This is a genomic window from Mesorhizobium ciceri biovar biserrulae (assembly GCF_001618845.1).
GTDB lineage: Bacteria > Pseudomonadota > Alphaproteobacteria > Rhizobiales > Rhizobiaceae > Mesorhizobium > Mesorhizobium ciceri.
Window position 1 is genome coordinate 150642 of sequence record NZ_CP015064.1, and the last position, 20805, is coordinate 171446.

The 20805-nt window shown below is 63.8% G+C and carries 22 protein-coding genes; 4 read left to right on the forward strand and 18 right to left on the reverse strand.

Annotated features, from left to right (window positions below; genetic code table 11):
• Nucleotide 1 precedes the first annotated feature (1 nt).
• On the forward strand, nt 2-583 hold the full coding sequence (locus A4R29_RS00740; RefSeq protein ID WP_013528422.1) for a cupin domain-containing protein: 582 nt from the start codon (nt 2-4) through the stop codon (nt 581-583).
• Between the two features lie 99 nt (nt 584-682).
• Here A4R29_RS00740 and A4R29_RS00745 read toward each other — a convergent pair whose 3' ends face one another.
• The 10 genes from A4R29_RS00745 to gcvA form a co-directional block, all read right to left on the reverse strand.
• A complete protein-coding gene (locus A4R29_RS00745; protein ID WP_063170965.1) occupies nt 683-2086 on the reverse strand; it encodes an MATE family efflux transporter in 1404 nt (467 codons plus the stop codon).
• A 169-nt stretch (nt 2087-2255) separates the two neighbouring features.
• Nucleotides 2256-3842, reverse strand: coding sequence for an FGGY-family carbohydrate kinase (locus tag A4R29_RS00750; RefSeq protein ID WP_063170966.1), 1587 nt, complete (start codon nt 3840-3842; stop codon nt 2256-2258).
• Nucleotides 3839-4522: an HAD family hydrolase gene (locus tag A4R29_RS00755; protein ID WP_024502046.1), complete on the reverse strand. Its 684-nt coding sequence runs from the start codon at nt 4520-4522 to the stop codon at nt 3839-3841. Before A4R29_RS00755 ends, A4R29_RS00750 begins: the two co-directional genes overlap by 4 nt.
• Before the next feature lie 15 nt (nt 4523-4537).
• Nucleotides 4538-6016: a mannitol dehydrogenase family protein gene (locus tag A4R29_RS00760; RefSeq protein ID WP_063170967.1), complete on the reverse strand. Its 1479-nt coding sequence runs from the start codon at nt 6014-6016 to the stop codon at nt 4538-4540.
• Nucleotides 6017-6162: 146 nt separating this feature from the next.
• Nucleotides 6163-6933 carry an L-iditol 2-dehydrogenase gene (locus A4R29_RS00765; protein WP_013528417.1) on the reverse strand — a complete coding sequence of 257 codons (771 nt, stop codon included), beginning with the start codon at nt 6931-6933 and terminating at the stop codon, nt 6163-6165.
• A gap of 2 nt (nt 6934-6935) precedes the next feature.
• Nucleotides 6936-7934, reverse strand: coding sequence for an ABC transporter ATP-binding protein (locus tag A4R29_RS00770; RefSeq protein WP_063170968.1), 999 nt, complete (start codon nt 7932-7934; stop codon nt 6936-6938).
• 49 nt (nt 7935-7983) lie between these two features.
• Nucleotides 7984-8808: a carbohydrate ABC transporter permease gene (locus A4R29_RS00775; RefSeq protein ID WP_013528415.1), complete on the reverse strand. Its 825-nt coding sequence runs from the start codon at nt 8806-8808 to the stop codon at nt 7984-7986.
• Between the two features lie 12 nt (nt 8809-8820).
• The gene (locus tag A4R29_RS00780; RefSeq protein ID WP_013528414.1) at nt 8821-9693 is read right to left on the reverse strand and encodes a carbohydrate ABC transporter permease; all 873 of its coding nucleotides are present in this window, start codon (nt 9691-9693) and stop codon (nt 8821-8823) included.
• 123 nt (nt 9694-9816) lie between these two features.
• Entirely contained in the window at nt 9817-11127 is a 1311-nt protein-coding gene (locus A4R29_RS00785; protein WP_013528413.1) for an ABC transporter substrate-binding protein, read from the reverse strand.
• A gap of 224 nt (nt 11128-11351) precedes the next feature.
• A complete protein-coding gene (gcvA, locus tag A4R29_RS00790; protein WP_013528412.1) occupies nt 11352-12257 on the reverse strand; it encodes a transcriptional regulator GcvA in 906 nt (301 codons plus the stop codon).
• Nucleotides 12258-12367: 110 nt separating this feature from the next.
• Here gcvA and A4R29_RS00795 point away from each other — a divergent pair, with 110 nt between their 5' ends.
• Nucleotides 12368-12553, forward strand: a complete 186-nt coding sequence (locus A4R29_RS00795; protein WP_013528411.1) for a hypothetical protein — start codon at nt 12368-12370, stop codon at nt 12551-12553.
• Between the two features lie 37 nt (nt 12554-12590).
• Here A4R29_RS00795 and A4R29_RS00800 read toward each other — a convergent pair whose 3' ends face one another.
• Nucleotides 12591-13550, reverse strand: coding sequence for a sugar-binding transcriptional regulator (locus A4R29_RS00800; protein ID WP_013528410.1), 960 nt, complete (start codon nt 13548-13550; stop codon nt 12591-12593).
• A 259-nt stretch (nt 13551-13809) separates the two neighbouring features.
• Here A4R29_RS00800 and A4R29_RS00805 point away from each other — a divergent pair, with 259 nt between their 5' ends.
• Entirely contained in the window at nt 13810-14442 is a 633-nt protein-coding gene (locus tag A4R29_RS00805; protein ID WP_063170969.1) for an HAD family hydrolase, read from the forward strand.
• Between the two features lie 40 nt (nt 14443-14482).
• On the opposite strand, the gene A4R29_RS00810 is transcribed toward A4R29_RS00805, so the two are convergent.
• The 7 genes from A4R29_RS00810 to ureC all read right to left on the reverse strand — a co-directional run bounded on the left by A4R29_RS00810 (nt 14483) and on the right by ureC (nt 20164).
• The gene (locus tag A4R29_RS00810; RefSeq protein ID WP_063170970.1) at nt 14483-15250 is read right to left on the reverse strand and encodes a class II aldolase and adducin N-terminal domain-containing protein; all 768 of its coding nucleotides are present in this window, start codon (nt 15248-15250) and stop codon (nt 14483-14485) included.
• Between the two features lie 77 nt (nt 15251-15327).
• Nucleotides 15328-15972 (reverse strand): urease accessory protein UreG, encoded by a 645-nt coding sequence (ureG, locus tag A4R29_RS00815; RefSeq protein ID WP_027161074.1) that lies wholly within the window; start codon nt 15970-15972, stop codon nt 15328-15330.
• Complete coding sequence (locus A4R29_RS00820) at nt 15969-16409, reverse strand: DUF3995 domain-containing protein (RefSeq protein WP_024502040.1); 441 nt, start codon at nt 16407-16409, stop codon at nt 15969-15971. Before A4R29_RS00820 ends, ureG begins: the two co-directional genes overlap by 4 nt.
• Nucleotides 16406-17077, reverse strand: coding sequence for an urease accessory protein UreF (locus tag A4R29_RS00825; RefSeq protein ID WP_063173514.1), 672 nt, complete (start codon nt 17075-17077; stop codon nt 16406-16408). Before A4R29_RS00825 ends, A4R29_RS00820 begins: the two co-directional genes overlap by 4 nt.
• A complete protein-coding gene (gene ureE / locus A4R29_RS00830; RefSeq protein WP_063170971.1) occupies nt 17070-17663 on the reverse strand; it encodes an urease accessory protein UreE in 594 nt (197 codons plus the stop codon). The genes A4R29_RS00825 and ureE overlap by 8 nt, the downstream gene beginning before the upstream one ends.
• 102 nt (nt 17664-17765) lie before the next feature.
• A complete protein-coding gene (locus tag A4R29_RS00835) occupies nt 17766-18359 on the reverse strand; it encodes a hypothetical protein (protein ID WP_024502037.1) in 594 nt (197 codons plus the stop codon).
• 92 nt (nt 18360-18451) lie between these two features.
• On the reverse strand, nt 18452-20164 hold the full coding sequence (ureC, locus tag A4R29_RS00840) for an urease subunit alpha (protein WP_063170972.1): 1713 nt from the start codon (nt 20162-20164) through the stop codon (nt 18452-18454).
• 182 nt (nt 20165-20346) lie between these two features.
• Here ureC and A4R29_RS00845 point away from each other — a divergent pair, with 182 nt between their 5' ends.
• Nucleotides 20347-20730 (forward strand): hypothetical protein, encoded by a 384-nt coding sequence (locus tag A4R29_RS00845; RefSeq protein ID WP_013528400.1) that lies wholly within the window; start codon nt 20347-20349, stop codon nt 20728-20730.
• Nucleotides 20731-20805 lie beyond the last annotated feature (75 nt).

Genomic DNA, 20805 nt, shown 5'->3' on the forward strand with positions numbered 1-20805 from the left:
CATGCGCGACAGAAACGGAACCCCGAGGATCGGCGTCAAGCTGCGCCATGCCAGACAGGTGCTTGGCCTCAGCCTGGAAGAGCTCGGCGCTCGCATCGGGCTGACCGAGGGCTATCTCTCGAAGATTGAAAACGACCGCGCTACGCCGTCCATGGCGGCTCTGCACCGGCTGGTGCAGGCACTGGGCATCAACATGAACGCGATGTTCGGCACGCTGCAGCACAATGCCTCGGAAGTGTTCGTTTTGCGGCAAAACGAGCGTCCGCACATGGAGACGGGACATCGGCGTTCGGGCAACCATGTCGTGCTCGAGCAATTGGTGCCGTCCGGTCCGGAATATCTGCTGCAGATCAACGTTCATGTGATCGAGGCCGGCGGCGGCAGCCCCGAGTTGATCAGCCACAAGGGACAGGAGTTCGGCTACGTGCTCGAAGGTTCCGTCGAATTGCTGGTCGAGGCGAACGTGGTGGCGCTCGAGGCAGGCGACGCGTTCTATTTCAACTCCGAACTCGGCCACGGCTACCGCAATATCGGTTCGACCACGGTCCGCATCCTCTGGGTCAACACGCCGCCGACATTCTGACCGCCTCAAGCGCGGCGCCGGATTTCGAGGGAGTTCTGAAGACGTCGTTCAATGAGCCAACGTCCACAGGACAACAGCCGCCGAGCCCAACCGTCCTGTTCAATGCCCGAACGCGAGCGGCGGGGCCAGTCGGTCGCGCCGCAGCCAGCGCGCCAGCAGCAGCGCGGCCACCACGGCCAGCCCCGTCGACAGGCCGATCCAGATGCCGACGCCATGCAGGCCGAAATGGAAGGCGAGCAGCACCCCAAGCGGCAGGCCGACGCCCCAATAGCCGATCGCGGCATAGATCATCGGCACCTTGGTGTCGTGCAGGCCGCGCAGCATGCCGGCGGCCACCGCCTGGGCGCCGTCGAAGACCTGGAACAGCGCCGCGAAGACCAGGAACGACACGGCAAGTTCGATCACCCTGGCATTGGCCGGATTGCTCAGATCGATGAAGGCGCTGATCAGCGGATGCGGCCACAGGATCATCACCAGCCCCATCAGTGCCATGAACGAGACGCCGATGACGAAGGCGGTCCAGCCGGCGCGCGACACGCCTTGCGGATTGCCGGCGCCATGCGCAAGGCCGACGCGCACCGTCACCGCCTGGTTGAGGCCAAGCGGCACCATGAAGGAGATCGAGGCGATCTGGATGGCGATCGCGTGCGCGGCCAGCGAATCCGCGTCGATCAGGCCCATCAGCAGGGCGGCCGCATTGAAGATAGTCACCTCGAAGGCGAGAATGCCGGCAATCGGCAGGCCGAGCCGCAACAGGCCCTTGAAGCGTGGCCAGTCCGATCGCCAGAACCGTCCGAACAGACGGTAACGGCGGAACTTCTTCTCCAGCATCACCACGGCAGCCAGGCCGATGAACATCAGCGTTGAGGACAGCGAGGTGGCAAGGCCCGACCCGGCAATGCCCATCGACGGCACGCCGAGATTGCCGAACATGAACACCCAGTTGAAGAAGGCATTGCAGGCGACGGCAACAAAGACGATGACCAGCGCCCAGCCCGGCCGCTCCAGCGCCGAGATGAACGAGCGCAGCACGATATAGCAGTAGAAGGGCAGCACCGCCCATTCGAGCCAGCGCAGATAGATGCCGGCCTGATGCGCCAGCGCCGGTTCCTGGCCCATGGCCAGCAGAATGCCTTCGCCGTGCCAAAGCACGAGCCAGATCGGGATCGAGATCAGGATCGCCAGCCACAGGCCCTGGCGCACGGTGCGGCGCAGGTCGCGCACCGAATAGCGGCGGCGGCCAAGCTCGGTGGCGATCATCGGCGATGTCGCCAGCATCAGGCCGAGGCCGAAGATCAGCGGCATGAAATAGAGGTTGGCGCCAAGCGCGCCACTGGCCAGCGTATCCGGCCCCAGCCGGCCCATCATCATGACGTCGGTGGCCGTCATCGCGGTCTGGCCGAGATTGGTCAGCACCATCGGCCAGGCGAGCGCCAGCGTCGCCCTGATTTCCTGACGCCAAAGATTTTCCGGCGCGCGAGCGCCGGCTTCGATCGCAGACATTGTTCCGCTCTTTCCAGCTACGGCGCGTCGGCATTAAAGCCGGAAGCCGCATGTCAAACGGCAAAACCTTCGGTTTCGCGGCGTTTGCGTCAGCTTCTGGACGAAACGCGACATGAAGGCAAGAGAGGAGGGACGGGAACGGATTGAGCCAGGGACCGGCCCCGGTGCTCTAGCGGATCGCGTCCAGCATCCGCCGCTGGCGGTGCATCTCGAGGAAAACCTTATAGTCGCGGTCGAAACGCCCTGATGATTTCGGGTTCGACGCGCGCGTCCTGCCGCCTTGCTGCATGGCAAGACAGGCCGCGTTGAGGTCGGGAAACAGCCCGGCCGCGGTGGCGGCGATCATGCCGGTGCCGAGCAGCACCGCCTCGTCGGCCAGCGGCTCGATCACCGTGCAGCCGGTGGCGTCGGCATAGAGCTCCATCAACAGCGGGTTCTTGGTGTGGCCGCCGGTGACGTGCAGCGTATCGATCAGATAGCCGTTCTCGTTCAGCGCCTCCAGCACGTGGCGCACGCCGAGCGCGATACCGACGGCGGTGCGCCAGTAGAGCTTGCACAGGCTGTCGAAGGAGGAGTCCAGCGTCAGCCCGCTGACGACGCCGACGGCATGCGGATCGGCGAGCGGTGAGCGGTTACCGTGAAAATCGGGCAGCACATGCAGCCGCGCGGCAAGGTTGTCGCCCTCGGTGGCGCGCAGCTCGGCGACACGCCTGGCGATCTTCGCATGCATGGCGGCATCCGGCTCGCCGCCGGCGCCGTGCCAGCGGATGATGTGGTCGAGCAGGGCGCCGGTCGCCGACTGGCCGCCTTCCGACAGCCACAGCCTGGGCAGCGCCGCGCCGTAATAGGGACCCCAGACGCCGGCGAAGGGCTGCGGATCCGGTGACATCGCCATGACGCAGCTCGACGTGCCGGCGATCAGCGCCAAATGCCGGCCGATGTCCTGTTGGTCGCCGGCAAAGCCGCCGAGCACGCCAAGCGCACCGGCATAGGCATCGATGACGCCGGCGCCGACCCGGCATTTCTCGCTCAGCCCAAGCTCGGCCGCTGCCTGGGCGGTCAGTTGGCCAATATAAGCGCCGACCGGGCTGGCCTTTTCCGGCAAATTGCCGTGCTCGAAAAGATCGCCGAGGCCGACGAGCGCAAAGAAGTCGCGCCGCCAGCCGGCCTCTTCATGCGCCAGATAGGTCCATTTGGCGGTCAACGTGCATTGCGAGCGGGCCAGCGAACCTGTCGCTTGCCAGGTCAGGAAATCGGTGAGATCGAATAAATAGCCGGCTTCATTCCAGGTCTCCAGCAAATTGCGCTTCAGCCACATCAGCTTCGGTGTCGCCATTTCCGGCGACATGACGCCACCGACGTAATTCAGCACGGCATGGCCGCTTGCCGTGCATTCGTCGGCCTCCGCGATGGCGCGGTGGTCGAGCCAGACGATGGTGTCCCAGCGCTTGTCGCCCGTGGTCGAGACGCTGAGCTGGCCGCCTTGCCGGTCGCGCACCACCAGCGAACAGGTGGCATCGAAGGAGATGCCGACGACCTCCTCGGCAGCTATGCCGGCCTTTTCGCGGGCAGCGCGCACGGCGGCGCAGACGGCCGACCAGATATCGCGCGAATCATGTTCGGCGTGATCGGGCTTCGGCTGGTTCATGGCGATCGGCCGCTCGGCGCGGCCGAGCAAGGTGCCGTTGGTGTCGAGAATGCCCGCGCGAGCGCTCCCGGTGCCGACATCGACCGCGCAAACGAACTGTTTCGTCAAGATGCTCTGTCTCTCGCTCCCAGGCCTGCAATCAGATCGGGCAATTGCAGCATGTCAGCGAATATAAAGTCCGGTTCACTCGACGCAAGCCGCGCTTTCAAGGTCGGGTTGCCGGCATGCGAGCCGCCGGTGAAGGCAAACACGCGCATCCCCGCCGCCCGCGCGGCAATGATGCCGGCCGGGCTGTCCTCGATGACGAGGCATTTGCGTGGATGGGCCCGCATGCTGGCGGCAGCATGCAGGAACAGGTCCGGCGCGGGCTTTCCCTTGGCCACCATGGTGGCACTGAACAGGTGCGGTTCCATCAGCCCAAGCAATCCGGTGACGTCGAGCGCGTAGCGGATGCGGTCGAGCGTGCCCGAGGACGCGACACAGAACGGCAGCCCAAGCTTCGGCAGCATCTTCTTGACGCCGGCGATCGGCTTCAGCTCCTCGCGGAATTTGCGCATCAATTCGACGCGCATCTCGGTCAGGTGCAGGTCGGTGATATCGAGCCCGAAGTCGCGGCCGAGGATCTCGCGCACGCTTTTCATGCTCTTGCCGAGGAAATGCTCGTAGGCGGCATCCTCACTGACGCTGCCGCCGGCAAGCCTGACCATGCCGAGCAGCGCCGAGACGGAGAGCGCCTCGCTGTCGACCAGCACGCCATCGCAGTCGAAAATGACCAGTTCAGGCGTCATGGCCGAGAATGGCTCTCAGAGCTTGCCGGCGAGGTAGCGCGTCAGCGTGGCGCGCGCGCCATTCGCCCACAGCACGTTGAGCGCATGGGCAAAGGCCTCGACAAACGCCGTTGCGCGGCCGACATCGCCATAGATGTCCTCCATGGCGAGCCAGGCGGCGGGAGCGTCCTTTGCTGCCTTTGCCGTCGCCTGCAGCCGGTCCCAACTCGGGTCGTTGGGCTCGATGACGGCGCCGCTGTCCGTCGTGCCGAAGCAATAGCGGCACCACAATGCCGATTCCAGCGCCAGGCCGGCGACGCCTTTCCCGACCTTCAGCCGGTCGGCGATGGTCGGGATGATGAACTTCGGCTGGCGGTTGGAGCCGTCGAGGCAGAGCCGGCGCACCGTGTCGCCGATCTTCGGGTTGGAGAAGCGGCTCTCGATGAGCTGGTAATAGTCTTCCAGAACCGTGTCCGGCACCGGCGGCACCGTCGGGATGATTTCGTCCCGTTCGAGCTTGGCCAGAAAACCGCTCACCAGCGGCTCCTGCATCGCCTCATGCACGAAATGGATGTCCATCAGGCCGGCCGGATAGGCGATCGCTGCATGGCCGCCATTGAGGATGCGGATTTTCATCAGTTCATAAGGCGCAACGTCTTTGACGAACTGCACGCCGACCTTTTCCAGCGGCGGCCGGCCATCGGTGAAATGGTCCTCCAGCACCCACTGCCGGAACGGCTCGCAGAACACCGGCCAGTTGTCCTCGAGGCCGAAATCCTTGGCCAGGATGCCGCGCTCGCGGTCGGTGGTGGCCGGCGTGATGCGATCGACCATGCCGTTCGGAAAGGCGACATGCTCGCTGACCCAGTTCGCCAGATCCTCGTCGATCAAACGGGCCAGGCCGATGACGCCATCCGAGGTGACATGGCCGTTGTGGGGAATGTTGTCGCACGACATGACGGTGAACGGCACGGTGCCTTCATCGCGGCGGCGCACCAGCCCGGCAAGAATGATGCCGAACACCGTCTTCGGCGTGGCGCCGGCCTGCGCGTCGGCGACGATGTCGGGATGGGTCGGGTTGAACACGCCGGAAGCCGGATCGATAAAGTAGCCGCCTTCGGTGATGGTCAGCGAAACGATCTTGATCGCCGGGTCGGTAAGCCGTTCGATGATAGCGGCCGCATCGCCGGGCCTCAGGAAGTCGATCATCGCGCCGGTCACACGGGCATTCATATGGCCAGAGTCCTGCTCGACCACCGTGGTCAGCCAGTCCTGCTCTTCCAGCTTGGCGCGGCCGATCTTTTCACCGTCGAACACGCCGGCACCGATCAGCGCCCAGTCATGGCCGATGCCCGCATTGAACAGATCGTCGAGATAGACGGCCTGATGCGAGCGGTGGAAATTGCCGACGCCGAAATGCACGATGCCGGCCTTCAGCGTCGCGCGGTCATACTTCGGACCTGCGACGTTGGCGGGCAGCTTGGAGAGGTTAGAGGACGAGAGTTTCACGGTCATCTGTTTTACCCTTTGGCCGGGTTTCGGCCTTCGTTACGCTCCTCTCCCCGTCGGGGAGAGGATAAGGGGTGGCACTTGCTACGCGCCCGCTGAAGTCGGCCTCTGCTCCCCGCGGAGGGACGAGGAGCAGAGGCCGTCCCCCGCCCTCAACTCATCCACTGGCCGCCATCGACATTGTAGGTCTGGGCGACGATGTATTCGGCGTCGCTGCTGGCGAGAAACACAGCCATGCCGGTGAGGTCCTGTGCCGTGCCCATGCGGCCATACGGCACCGCCTCGCCGACCAGTTTCTTCTTCTCGCCCCTCGGCCGGTTCTCATATTTGGCGAACAGCGAATCGACGTGATCCCAGTGCTCGCCGTCGACGACGCCAGGGGCAATCGCGTTGACGTTGATGCGGTGCTTGATCAGGTCGAGCCCCGCCGACTGGGTCAGCGAGATGACGGCGGCCTTGGTGGCGCAATAGACGCCGACCAGCGCCTCGCCGCGCCGTCCGGCCTGGCTCGCCATGTTGATGATCCTGCCGCCCTTGCCTCGCGCGATCATCGAGCGGGCGGCTGCCTGCAGCATGAACAGCGTGCCGGCGACATTGACGGAAAACAACTTGTCGTAGCTTGCCCTGGTGATTTCGACGATCGGCGCCAGGTCGAACAGGGCGGCGTTGTTGATCAGGATATCGAGGCCACCGGTCTTCGTCTCGACGGCTTTCACCGCCGCCTCGATCGAGGCGAGGTCGGTGACGTCGAGCTTGACCGCATAGGCCTTGCCGCCAATCTCTGCGGCCGTCTTCTGCGCAGCCTCGAGATTGATGTCGGCGATGGCGACGGTTGCGCCTTCGCCGGCATAGGCTTCGGCGAAGGCTCTGCCGATGCCGCGGGCCGAACCCGTGATCAGCGCGGATTTGCCGGCCAGTCGCATGTTCAGATTGCCTTTCCGTCGGCGCCAAAGCGATGCAGCTTGGCCTTGTCTGGTGTCAGGTAAATGGTGTCGCCGTGATGGACGCCGAGTTCGCCGTCGGCGCGCACGGTCAGCGGACCGACGCCGTCGGCCTGGACGTGCAGGAAGGTGTCGGAGCCGAGATGCTCGGCGACGCCGACGAACGCCTTCCATTCGCCCGCCGTGGTCGAGATCTCCAGGTGTTCGGGACGGATGCCGATGGTCTTGGCGCCGTTTTTGGCAGCCGGCGCGCCCTCGATCAGGTTCATCTTCGGCGAGCCGATAAAGCTGGCGACGAACAGGTTCTTCGGCGTCTTGTAGAGCTCCATCGGCGAGCCGACCTGCTCGATGTTGCCGGCGTTCAGCACGACGATCTTGTCGGCCATGGTCATCGCTTCGACCTGATCGTGGGTAACGTAGATCATGGTGGTCTTTAGCTGATGGTGCAGCTCGCTGATCTCCAGCCGCATGGTGCCGCGCAGTGCCGCATCGAGGTTGGACAGCGGTTCGTCGAACAGGAAGGCGGTCGGCTGACGCACGATGGCGCGGCCGATCGCGACGCGCTGGCGCTGGCCGCCTGAAAGCTGGCCGGGCCGGCGTTCGAGATAGTTGGTCAGGTTGAGCACGCGCGCCGCGTCTCCCACCTTCTTGTCGATGGTCGCCTTGTCCTCACCGGCCATCTTCAGCGGGAAGCCGATGTTCTTGGCCACCGTCATGTGCGGATAGAGCGCGTAAGACTGGAACACCATGGCGAGCTTCCGCTTGGCCGGTGCCTCGCCGGTGACGTCGCGGCCGTCGATGTTGATGGAGCCGCCGCTGGTGTCCTCGAGCCCGGCGATCAGGCGCAGCAGCGTTGACTTGCCGCAACCCGACGGGCCGACAAAGACGACGAACTCGCCATTCTCGATCACCAGGTCGAGACCGGGGATGATGGACGTCGCTCCGAAGGATTTAGAGACGTTCTTGAGCGTGATGTTTCCCATGGTTTCCTCCCCGAGGGGTTATTTCTGCCGATTGCTTCGGGCAATTCCGTTATTTCACCGCACCAAATGTCAGGCCGCGCACCAGCTGCTTCTGGCTGAACCAGCCCATGATCAGGATCGGCGCGATGGCCAGCGTCGAGGCGGCCGAAAGCTTGGCCCAGAACAGGCCTTGCGGGCTTGAGAACGAGCTGATGAAGGCGGTCAGGGGTGCGGCTTCCGTCGTCGTCAGCCGGATCGTCCAGAACGCCTCGTTCCAGGCCAGGATGATGTTGAGCAGCATTGTCGAGGCGATGCCCGGCACCGCCATCGGCGTCAGCACATAGACGATCTCGTTCCACAGCGATGCGCCGTCCATGCGCGCCGCTTCCAGGATCTCGCCAGGGATTTCGCGGAAATAGGTGTAGAGCATCCACACCACGATCGGCAGGTTGATCAGCATCAGCATGATCATGAGGCCGATGCGGCTGTCGAGCAGGCCTGTGTCGCGGAAGATCAGGTAGATCGGGAACAGCACCGCGACCGCCGGCATCATCTTGGTGGACAGCATCCACATCAAGATGTCCTTGGTCCGCTTGGTCGGCGAGAAGGCCATCGACCATGCCGCGGGTATGGCGACCAGCAGGGCCAGGATGGTCGAGCCGACCGAGAGCAGCACCGAGTTGAAGAAGAACTTGAAGTAGCCGCTCTGTGCCTGGACCTCGGTATAGCTCTCGAACGTTCCCGACGGGATGATGCTGAAGCCCTGGATGGCTTCCTGCTCCGACTTGAACGAGGTGATGATCGTGTAGAGGATCGGGAAGAAGATCAGCAGGGCGACTATCCAGGCGGCAACCGTCGCGATCGTCTTGTGCCGGGTGGTGACTGAGCGTGCCATCGTAGCCCTCCCTTACTTGTCCAGGTTCTTGCCGACGGCGCGCATGGCGAAGAAGGCAACGATATTGGCGAGAATGACGGCAATCACACCGCCGGCGGATGCCTGGCCGATTTTGAACTCCAGCAACGCCTTCTGGTAGACGAGGAAGGGCAGGTTGGTGGAGGCGTATCCCGGGCCGCCATTGGTGGTGACGAGGATCTCGGCATAGACCGAGAGAAGGAAGATCGTCTGGATCAGGATGACGACCGTGATGGCGCGCGACATGTGCGGCAGCGTCAGATAGATGAAGCGGCTGATGAACCCGGCGCCGTCCATCTCGGCGGCTTCCTTCTGCTCGCCGTCGAGCGACTGCAGCGCGGTCAGAAGAATGAGCGTCGCGAAGGGCAGCCACTGCCAGGCGACGATGATGATGATCGCCAGCATCGGATGTTGCCCGAACCAGTCGATCGGCTGGGCCCCGAAGAAGCGGGCTATGTCGGCGAACACCCCGTATTGCGGGTGCATGATCATGTTCTTCCAGACCAATGCGGCCACCGGCGGCATGACGAAGAACGGAGAGATGACGAGGATGCGCACGATGCCCTGGCCCCACATCGGCTGGTCGATCAGCAGCGCCAGAAGGATACCGCCGATCACCGTGATCAGGAGCACGCTGACCACCAAGGTGAGCGTGTTGAGGATCGACTGCAGGAAGGCCGGGTTGGAATAGAACAGCGCGTAATTCGAGAAGCCGACGAAGCCGTCGCGGATCGGATTGAGCGGGTTGTACTGCTGGAAGGAGAACCAGATGGTGATGACCAGCGGCACGATCATCCAGACGAACAGCAGCACCACGGATGGCGCCATCATGAAACGGGCAAGCGAACGGGTCTGCTGAGTAGCCATGACGGTCACCCTCACTGGTCAGACGGAATTTTCAAAAGGCGTTAAAGGCGGCCGCCCGAACTGGGAACTCGGGCGGCCGTTGCCGGTCAAGGAGGCGACCGGCAGTCGGCACCGGGAGGAGCCTTACTTGATGTATCCGCCCTCGGTCATTGCCGCGGTGGCAGCGTCCTGGGCCTGCTTCAGCGCGTCGTCGACGCTCGACTGGCCGGCAAGCGCCGCCGAGAAGAGCTGGCCGACCGTGGTGCCAAGGCCCTGGAACTCAGGGATGGCGACGAACTGGACGCCGACATAGGGCACCGGCTTGACCGTCGGATGCGTCGGGTCGGCGGCGTTGATGGAGTCCAGCGTCATCTTGGCGAACGGAGCGGCCTTCTGGTACTCGGCATTGGCATAGAGCGAGGAGCGCGTGCCCGGAGGAACGTTGGCCCAGCCTTCCTTCGAAGCGACGAGCTCCGCATAGTGCTTGCTGGTCGCCCAGGAGACGAACTTCTCGGCGGCATCCGCTTTCTGCGTGCCGGCGGGGATGGCCAGCGACCAGGCCCACAGCCAGTTGCCGCGCTTGCCCAGGCCATTGTCGGGCGCCAGCGCATAGCCGACCTTATCGGCGACGGTCGAGTTCTTCGGGTCCGAAACGAAGGACGCGGCGACCGTGGCGTCGATCCACATGCCGCATTTGCCCTGCTGGAACAGCGCCAGGTTTTCGTTGAAGCCGTTGGAGGAAGCCCCCTCGGGGCCGTCGGCCTTCATCAGGTCGACATAGAACTGCAACGTGTTCTTCCATTCCGGCTGATCGAACTGCGGCTTCCAGTTCTCGTCGAACCAGCGGGCGCCAAAGGAGTTCGACATGGCGGTCAGGAAAGCCATGTTCTCGCCCCAGCCGGCCTTGCCGCGCAGGCACACGCCGTTCACGCCATTGGCGCGGTCGGTCATCTTGTCGGCGGCCTGCTTGATGAAGTCCCAGGTCGGCGCGTCGGGCATCTTCAACCCGGCCTTGTCCATCAGGTCCTTGCGGTACATGACGAAGGAGCTTTCGCCGTAGAAGGGCGCGGCATAGAGCTTGCCGTCGACCGAAAGGCCGCCAGCAATGGCCGGGATGATGTCCTTGGCGTCGTAGTCGTCGCCGAGCTTGTCGAGCGGCAAAAGCCAGCTCTGCTTGGCCCAGATCGGAACCTCATAGGTGCCGATGGTCATCACGTCGTACTGGCCGCCCTTGGTGGCGATGTCGGTGGTGACGCGCTCGCGCAGCACATTCTCTTCGAGCGTAACCCAGTTGAGCTGGATGTCGGGGTTCGCCTTGGTGAAGTCCTCGGTCAGCTTTTGCATGCGGACCATATCGCCATTGTTGACGGTGGCGATGGTGATGGATTCGGCATGTGCGGCGAACGCAAGCGTGCTGGCCGACAACAAGCCCAGGGTGAGCGTGCGAAGTTTCATCAAATTCCTCCCTTGAACCAAGATGAGCATTTGCCTTGGCTTTGGGCAATTACTCACTTGGCGTGAATTATGTCAAGTCGGATTCGATGCTGCAGCGCAGCACCCGGGCGACACCGCAGGCCGGGACGAGCGGAAATTGCCAGGACGAAGAGCGTCCCGGCCGGATACAGTGCGGCAACAGCGGATGGATCTGCGAGGCCAGGTGCAGCCCGCAAGCCTGCCGGTCAGCAGGCGATCTCGGCCAGCAGCCAGTCGCGGAAGGCACGGATCTTCGGCACGTTGCGGCGCGCTTCGGGGTAGACCAGCCAAAAGGCATGGCCGTCGTCGCCAACCAGATCGAAAGGCTGGATCAGGCGCCCACCGGCAAGTTCCGCCTTGAACAGCGCCCTGGTCAGGATCGCGACGCCATGACCGGCGATCGCCGCATTGGCCTCATAGGCCTGCGCGCCCATGCTGCTGCCGGGCCGTTTGGCGAGATCGTGCGAGTGCACGCCGGCAGCCTCGAACCATTGCGTCCACCAGATGTCGCCGGGATCGAGGATCGGCAGCCGCAACAGGTCCGCCGGTTCCCTGACGCCGCCGATGCTTGCCGCGAGCTTCGGGCTCAGCATCGGCGTGAAATCGGCATCGAGCAGCTTGTAGGCTTCCAGCCCCGGCCATTTGCCGCCGCCCGACCGGATGGCGAGGTCGACATCCTCGCGGGCGAAATCCGTCAGCCGGCTCGATGTTTCGAGCCGCACGGCAAGGGAGGGATGAGCGATCTGGAATGAGCCCAGATGGTGCGCCAGCCAGTTCGAGGCAAAGGTCAGCACCGTCGTGACGCACAGCAATCCGTCGGCGCCGCCACGCGCCGCCGCATAGGCCTGGCCGAGAATGGCGAAGGCCTCGCTGACCGCTGGCGCAAGGCGCTGTCCAGCCTCGGTGAGTGCGATCTGGCGCGGCCGGCGCAGGAACAGCGGCGCGCCGACCCGTTCCTCCAGCACCTTGATCTGATAGCTGACCGCCGCTTGCGTCATGGCAAGTTCCTCGGCCGCCTTGGTGAAGGAAAGATGCCGCGCCACCGCTTCGAACACCCGGATCGCCTGCAGCGGCGGAAGCTGTGAAACCTGCCGAGAGCTGAGGTCCGGCATAAAGCCTCCTTATGGGTCCTTATCGACGTTCGATTGGCAAAGGCCGCCGTCAAGACCGACATTTCCAGTCAACCCGTCATTCGGGTTCAGGATAGCGAAGGTTGACGATCATGACCATGGCGCAGCAAAAATGCACTTCAGCACCCGATCATCGCTGGTTTTCGTGGCTGACGGATGGATTCGGCTGGTTCGCAGCCAAAAAACGGGCACATCTCGACATCAGGGACCTGTCGCCGCATCTGCAGCGCGATCTCGGTTTTCTCGATGGCAACGACCCTTTCGGGCGGCACAGCTAGCGCGGTTGGTTTTATCGCAAATCAGTTGTGCTTCCGGTCAGATGCTGGCGAGCAGCGCGGCGGCGGTCCGTTCATCGGTGATGAGGCCGTTGATCAGCCGCCGGTTCGCGGCCGCCAGGATGCCCGGCAGCTTTCGTTCTCCCATCGCAAGTGCGATGACCAGCGATTTCTCGCGTGACGGCAGCGACGCCGACGACACCCGATCGTTGGTGATGCCCTCGATCATGCGGCCTTCCCTATCGAACACCCAGCCGACGATCTCGGCGATGCCGCCGGCCTTCTGCAGCGCCTTCAATTCGCTCTCCGAAATGAAGCCGTCCTCGTAGAGCGGCGCCTTGGGGCCGAGGTCGCCGATGCCGATGAAGGTGACGTCGGCCTCGGCGGCAAGCGCAAGCGTCGGCTGGATCATCGGCTGGTTGAGCAGCATTTCACGCTCCTCCGGCGACGAGGCGATGACCGGCAGCGGCATCGGGAAGGAGCGTGCCTTGACCCTGTCGGCCATGGTGAAGATGACATTGTAGAAGGCGGCCGAACCGTCCGGCGAGATGTTGCCGGTCAACGACACCACCTTGTGTTGCGGGCATTCCATCGGCGGCAGCTGCTCGATCGCCGCCTTCAGCGTGCGCCCGGTGCCGATCGCCATGACGATCGGCGTCGGTGAACGCAACCGCCGCTCGATCTCGGCGGCAGCGGCCTCGGCGATGCCGATCGTGGTCGAGGACGAGTTGGGGTCGCTCGGCACCACTTCGACCAGATCGAGCGCAAAGCGCGATCTCAGCCGTGCCGCCAGATCGAGGCAGTTGGCGATCGGATGGTCGACGCGAACCTTGATCAAGCCCTCCGACACCGCCAGCGATACCAGCCGCTGCGCCGTTTGCCGCGAGATGCCAAGCGTCGAAGCGATCTGGTCCTGTGTGTTGCCGGCAACATAATAAAGCCAGCCGGCGCGTGCCGCATCGTCCAGCCTGTTGCTGCCACCATCCTGCCGGCTATTCAAAGTCCTGCCTCCCGAGACCGCCGGTCATGAGAGCGGCCCATGCCCACTTTCGCAGGGAACGGCCTGCTGCGCAATTGTCAAATCTCGGGGGCAATTGCTTGCTGTCCCTCGGCGTAGGCACGGCCCAGTTTCTCGTCTCCCCACGATGTCTGTCTCGCCAAGAGACTTGGCTGCGGTCCCGGCAGGCGGCACGTTCTTGCGCTCCGAAGGTTTATCTCCCGGCTCAAACCCTTTAAGGGATGGCAAAAAGGAGCCTCGCATGACGCCGAAAGCGGTTTTCTGGGACATGGACGGCACGCTGGTCGACAGCGAACCGCTGCACGAAGCTGCCCTGGTGGCGGCGATGCGCAATGTCGGCCTTGTCCCGCCGGACGATCTGCATGAGCGCGTGCTCGGCGTCGCCGCCTGGCCGGTCTACGAGATGATGCGCGACGAGTTCGGCCTGGACCTGCCTTTCGACGACTGGATCTTGCGCAAATACGAACACTACCTGCCGCTGGTGGAGAGCTTGAAGCCGCGCCCCGGCGCGATCGAGATCTTCAACGAGCTGCGTACAAGAGGCATCCAGCAGGCCGTGGTCTCGAATTCGGACCGGATGATCGTCGACGCCAATCTGAGCATGGTCGGCCTGATCTACCCCGGCATGAAGACGATTAGCCGCAACGACGTGCGCGAAGGCAAGCCGCATGCCGAGCCATTCCTGCGCGCCGCGTATCTGGCCGATGTCGACCCCGCGCAGGCGGTAGCGATCGACGATAGCTGGCCGGGTGCCATGGCGGGACTGGCGGCGGGAATGAAGACGATCTTCTGGCCGGAAAAGCCGATGGAAGGCCCGCCCGGCGCCATCGTCATCAACAGCGCCGAGGAATTGGGGAAAGAGCTGGGGCTCTGAGGAAAACCGCCTCCCCGTATAGTGACGGGGAGAAGGGTCCTCAGCTCCGATAAACCGGTTCCTGCTCGTCGAGGATCGCCTTCAACTCGCTGAGATGGCGTTCGGCCTGGCCGGGGTAATCGTCCATCTCGCTCGCCGCCTTTTCGGCGATCGCGTCAGAAAGCGTGCGCAGCGGGCGGCCGGTCCACAGCGCCTTGATGTATGTCTCGGCGGCGCGTTCGAAATAGAACATGCGGTTGAAGGCATCGGCGACCGTGTCGCCGATGACCAGCACGCCGTGATTGCCCATCACCATCACCTTGACCTTGGGATCGACGAGAAGCTGCGAGCAGCGCTCGCCCTCCTCCTCGAAGGCCAGCCCGCCATAGTGCGCGTCGACCACATGGCGGTTGAAGAACATCGCCGAATTCTGGTCGATCGGCGGCAATGTCGAGTCAGCGAGCGATGCCAGCACCGTAGCGTGGATCGAGTGCACATGCATGACGCAGCGCGCGTGACGCACATTGCGATGGATGGCGCCATGCAGCCCCCACGCCGTCGGGTCGGGCGCATTGGGGCCGGAGAGCGTTTCCGGATCGTTGGCATCGATCATCAGAAGGTCGCTCGCCTTGATGCGCGAGAAATGCACCTGGTTGGGGTTCATGAGGAATTGTGTGCCCTCATCGTTGACGGCCAGCGAGAAATGATTGGCCACCGCCTCGTGCATGTTGAGCCGCGCCGTCCAGCGGAAGGCGCAGGCGAGATCGACGCGCTCCTCATAGTAGGGCAGGTTGGTCAGCGTTTCCTTTTGCAGACGGGCAAGGCTCATCGAAAAATTCTCCGGTTTCGGCAAGAATGCCGTGGCCAGCCCATTCCCGCAACCGGTTTTGGTTGGTGCAGGGATGCTCACGCCGCCGTGCTGGCAGCGGCAGCGCCGGCTCGCAGGCCGCCATGCTCGACGATGAAATCGATCACCTCCTGCAGACCCTTGCCGCGCGACAGGTCGGTGAAGCCGAACGGCCGCTTGCCGCGCATGCGGCCGGCGTCGCTCTCCATGACATCGAGATTGACGTTGACGTAAGGAGCCAGATCGCTCTTGTTGATGACCAGGAAATCGGAGCGGGTGATCGCCGGCCCGCCCTTGCGCGGAATCTCCTCGCCCTGGCAGACCGAGATGACATAGAGCGTCAGGTCGGCGAGATCCGGCGAGAAGGTGGCGGCAAGGTTGTCGCCGCCGGATTCGATGAAGACGATGTCGAGGTCCGGGAACTTCCTGTTCATCTGCGCGATCGCCTGCAGATTGATCGAGGCATCCTCGCGGATCGCGGTATGCGGGCAGCCGCCGGTCTCGACACCCATGATGCGGTCCTCGGGCAGCGCCTGCAGCCGCGCCAGCATCATGGCGTCTTCCTTGGTGTAGATGTCGTTGGTGACGACGGCGATGGAAAACTCGTCGCGCAGCGCCTTGCACAGTTTTTCGGTCAGCGTCGTCTTGCCCGAACCGACCGGGCCGCCAATGCCGACGCGCAGCGGACCATTTGTCTGTGTCATGCGGGAAACTCCGTGATGGCGAGGATGGCAAAGCCGAGCCCGATCAACAGGCACAGCGGCGAATAATAGCGGACATCGAGCCGCGCGAAAGGCTGTTCCGGCGTCAGCCGCCGCCACCATGGCGTGAAGCCGGCTATGCCGCGCCCCAGGAACACCAGACCGATGAGCAGCGACGTGGCGGCGAGACCCTCCTTGGGGAAGGGTGAAGCGAAGACTCCCATGAGCGCCAGCGGCCATAGTGTCGCCAGGCACAAGCACGCGGCAACGGCGAAACTGGCAAACGGCGTTGGCATCTCATCGACGCCGCGAAAGCCGACCACGGCGCGAGCGCAGGAGGCTGCGTCCTGGCCCGGCCAGATGCCGCCAAGGCCCCAATAGACATGCAGAACGGTGATCAGCAGCAGGACAAAGGATAGCGAGAAGGCGAGAAAAATCATGAGCGGAACAGTCGCGAATATTGGGTTTCATGCTTCATCGCCATGACATCGGAGACGAAGGCGCAGCCACCGAGATCGTCGAGTGTCGAGCGCGCGGCGCGGCTTGCGGTCGCCAGGGCCAGCGGCTCGAAGCCGGCTAACAACGTGGTCGCGCCGCTCTGGCCGACGATGCCAAGCCGGATCGCTGCCTGCACAAGGTTGGAGAAGAAGGTTTGCAGGAAGGCTGACAGCGCATCCTGAAGCGCGATGCCGTTGCCACCCGCAATGGCGCCGACGGCGACGCAATAGGCGCATTCGGCCGGCAGGCGCTCCAGCACCGGATTACGCCAGGCGGCCGCCGCTTTGAGGAAGGCTCCACCCTGCAGCATGGTCTCGGTATGGCGTTCGCGCGAGCCGGCCAGGGCTTCGGCGAGTGCCGCCACTTCATCGAGATCACCGGTGCCGCATGCTCGGCGCCAGCTCTCGGCGAACAGCACGGCGTCGTTCCAGCCCGAGCCCATCTCGACCAACGTCTCCAGCCAGCCGGCGAGGCTCCCGGCATCGGCAACCAACCCGTCATGCACCGCCCGCTCGAGACCATGGCTGTAGGAAAAGCCGCCGACCGGAAAGGCAGGCGACAGCCACGCCATCAGCCGCAGCAGGGCGATGTTCGAAGGCTGGTCAGTCATGATCGTGGTGATGGCCGGCATGACTGTGCGAATGGGAATGCGCTTCGCCATGAGAATGGCTGTGCGCTTCGGCGTGGCTGTGGGCATGCGCATGGCCGTGATCGTGGCTTTGCCCAGCATGGCCGGAATAGGCGCCGCGCACCGGCTTGAACGGTTCGGAAACGTCGCTCACCGTGGCGCCGAGCCCCTCCAGCATCGCCCTGATGACATGGTCGCGCAGGATGAGGATGCGTCCGGCCTCGATGCCTGCCGCGAGATGGCGGTTGCCGATATGCCAGGCGAGTTCGGCCAGATGCACGCCATCGCGGGCGCGGATGTCGTAGACCTCTTCCGGTGCCGCGATGATCTCGATATGGCCGCCATTCTCCAGCACCAGCCGGTCGCCATCGTTCAAGGCGACGGGTTCGGGCAGGTCGACCAGCACCTTGCCGCCGTCGGCAAGTTCGATGGCCCGGCGGCGCAGATGCCGCTCGTCATGGGCGAGAATGGCCCGGCCGGACGGTAGGGTGGTTCCGGCAGCGCCGGCGGACAGCACCGAGACGGCGCGCGGGAATTTGGTGAAGTCGGTGTTGAGGTTGAGTTTCATTTCATGGATCTCCCATTTGCTTGTGCCCGCACACGCGCGATCCGACGGCCTTGTACATGTCCAACCCTGCCTTTCTCCAACAAGCTAGACCATCACGTTCGTTCAGACGATGGTGTCGAAGAGCCGCAGGATGAACGATATCTGGTAGATAAGCGCCGCCGTGACAAAGGCGATGTGGAAGCGGCGGTCGCGCACCAGGATCGCGATGATGCAGAGCACGACGAAGACCGGCGTGCGGAACAGATACTCGCTGCCGAAGCGGGCGAAATGCTCCGGCCCCTTCAGCAGCGTGTCGACGACGTCGAGCAGATAGGTCGCCGCCAGCAGGCCGAAGAACCACGCCCGCCGCGAATAGAAGAAATCCTCGTAGCTGGTGTAGTCCAGCATCGAATCGGGAAACAAAAGCGCGCACAGCAGGAACAGCGTGATCGCGTAGAAAATGATGAACAAATATTTGCCGAAGGTCCAGGTTTCGACGGCGTAGAGGCCGAACTCCCACCACCAGAAATGCACCAGCATCAGGAGCACCGAGACGACCCAGGCCAGATGCACGGTATAGAGCTTGTACTGGCCGGGATGCTGGACGATGCGCGCCACCCCCGACAGCAGGCGGGCGACACCAAGCCCGATCACCATGCCCATGACGATGCGGATGTGCGGGAAGATGTCGTGGGCGGAAGCGATTTCGGTGGTCATGCTCGATCACAATGCAGCTGTTGGTTGGCCGCATAGTGCTGCCTTCCACCAAGGGCTGCAACGGATAATGCTCGCCCGGTGGAAGCGCCGCTTCAAAACAGAAAATACCGTTGCGCCATCGGCAGCACCGTCGCCGGCTCGCAGGTCAGCAACTCGCCGTCGGCGCGCACCTCGTAGGTTTCCGGATCGACCTCGACATGCGGCGTGGCGTCGTTGAGCACCATCGAATGCTTGCCGATGCCGCCGCGGGTGTTTTCGACGGCGACGAACTGCTTGTCGACACCGAGCCTGCCATGCAGTCCCGACTCGAGCGCTGCTTTCGAAACGAACGTCACCGACGAGTTGGTCCTGGCCTTGCCATAGGCGCCGAACATCGGCCGGTAATGCATCGGCTGCGGCGTCGGGATCGAGGCGTTGGGGTCGCCCATCGGGGCGGCGGCGATCATGCCGCCGATCAGCACCATGTCCGGCTTGACGCCGAAGAAGGCCGGGTTCCACAGTACCAGGTCGGCGCGTTTGCCAACCGCGATCGAGCCGATGTCTTTCGACAGCCCATGCGCGATGGCCGGGTTGATCGTGTATTTGGCGATGTAGCGGCGGACGCGGAAATTGTCGTTGTTGCCGGTCTCCTGCGGCAGCGAGCCGCGCTGGCGTTTCATCTTGTCGGCGGTTTGCCACGTGCGGATCGCGACTTCGCCGACGCGGCCCATGGCCTGCGAATCCGACGAGATGATCGAGAAGGCGCCGATGTCGTGCAAAATGTCTTCCGCCGCGATGGTCTCCTTGCGGATGCGGCTTTCGGCAAAGGCGATGTCTTCGGGGATCGACGGCGACAGATGATGGCAGACCATCAGCATGTCGAGATGCTCGGCCAGCGTGTTGACCGTGTAGGGCCGCGTCGGATTGGTCGAAGACGGAATGACGTTGGGCAGGCCGCAGACCTTGATGATGTCGGGCGCGTGGCCGCCGCCGGCGCCCTCGGTGTGGAAGGCGTGAATGGTGCGGCCCTTGATGGCGGCGACCGTGTTCTCGACAAAGCCGGATTCGTTCAGCGTGTCGGTGTGGATCATCACCTGCACGTCGTATTCGTCGGCGACCGACAGGCAGCAATCGATGGCCGCCGGCGTCGTGCCCCAGTCCTCGTGCAGCTTCAGCGAGCAGGCGCCGCCCAGCACCATTTCCTCGAGCGCGGCGGGCAGCGAGGCATTGCCCTTGCCCGACAGGCCGATGTTCATCGGAAAGGCGTCGAAGGACTGGATCATGCGGGCCATGTGCCATGGCCCCGGCGTGCAGGTGGTGGCCAGCGTGCCGTGCGCCGGACCGGTGCCGCCGCCGAGCATGGTGGTGATGCCTGACATCAGCGCTTCCTCGATCTGCTGCGGGCAGATGAAGTGGATATGCGCGTCGAAGCCGCCTGATGTCAGGATCTTGCCTTCGCCGGCGATGATCTCGGTGCCGGGGCCGATGATGATGGTGACGCCATCCTGCGTGTCCGGATTGCCGGCCTTGCCGATGGCCGCGATGCGCCCGTCGCGAAGCCCGACATCGGCCTTGAAGATGCCTGCACTGGCATCGATCACCAGCGCGTTGGTGATCACGGTATCGACGGCGCCTTGCGCCCTGGAAACCTGGCTCTGGCCCATGCCGTCGCGGATCACCTTGCCGCCGCCGAATTTCACCTCTTCGCCATGGATGGTGAGATCCTTCTCGACCTCGATGAACAGTTCGGTGTCGGCAAGCCGTACTCTGTCGCCGACCGTCGGGCCGTACATCTGCGCGTAGGCGGCGCGGGTAATTCTGGCCATCAGCGATTGCTCCCGAAATGCGGTTTGCCGAAATGCGGTTGGATTGAAGCGCGGCTGCACATTGCTGCCATCCTATGGTCACGCAATGACCTGCTGGGCGACACCTTCTGATCCCATTTGGCGGTTGAGGTTAGGGCGTCACCCCAGACCGACCGTTTGCCAATCGATGGAAAGGAAAATCCATGCGCAAAACGATAGTTCTTGCCGCCGCCGCCAGCCTGATGCTGGCGGGCGCCGCCAGTGCCCAGCAGCAACCCGCGCCACAGCCCGCTCCGGCGCCGGCAACGCCTGCTCCAGCCACGCCCCAGGCTCAGCCGGCCGTTCCGACGATCCAGAGCGTCAACATCGTCGACATCACGGAGCTGCCAAAGGACACCCAGACGCAGGTCAACCAGGTGATCGCCCAGCGCGGCGATGACGGCTTGAAGAAACTGCGCAGCTCGATCGACGCCACACCCAAGGTCAAGTCGGCGCTCGAAGCCAAGGGAATGACCTCGGCGCAGGTGGTCGCAGCCAGTATGGAACCCAATGGCGCACTGACCCTGATCACCAAGAAGGCGAGCTGACGCCACGGCATGGCGGGCCGGCATCCGGCCGGCCGGCCGCATCGGGAAAGGAACCTTCGCCGGGCGGGATTCGTT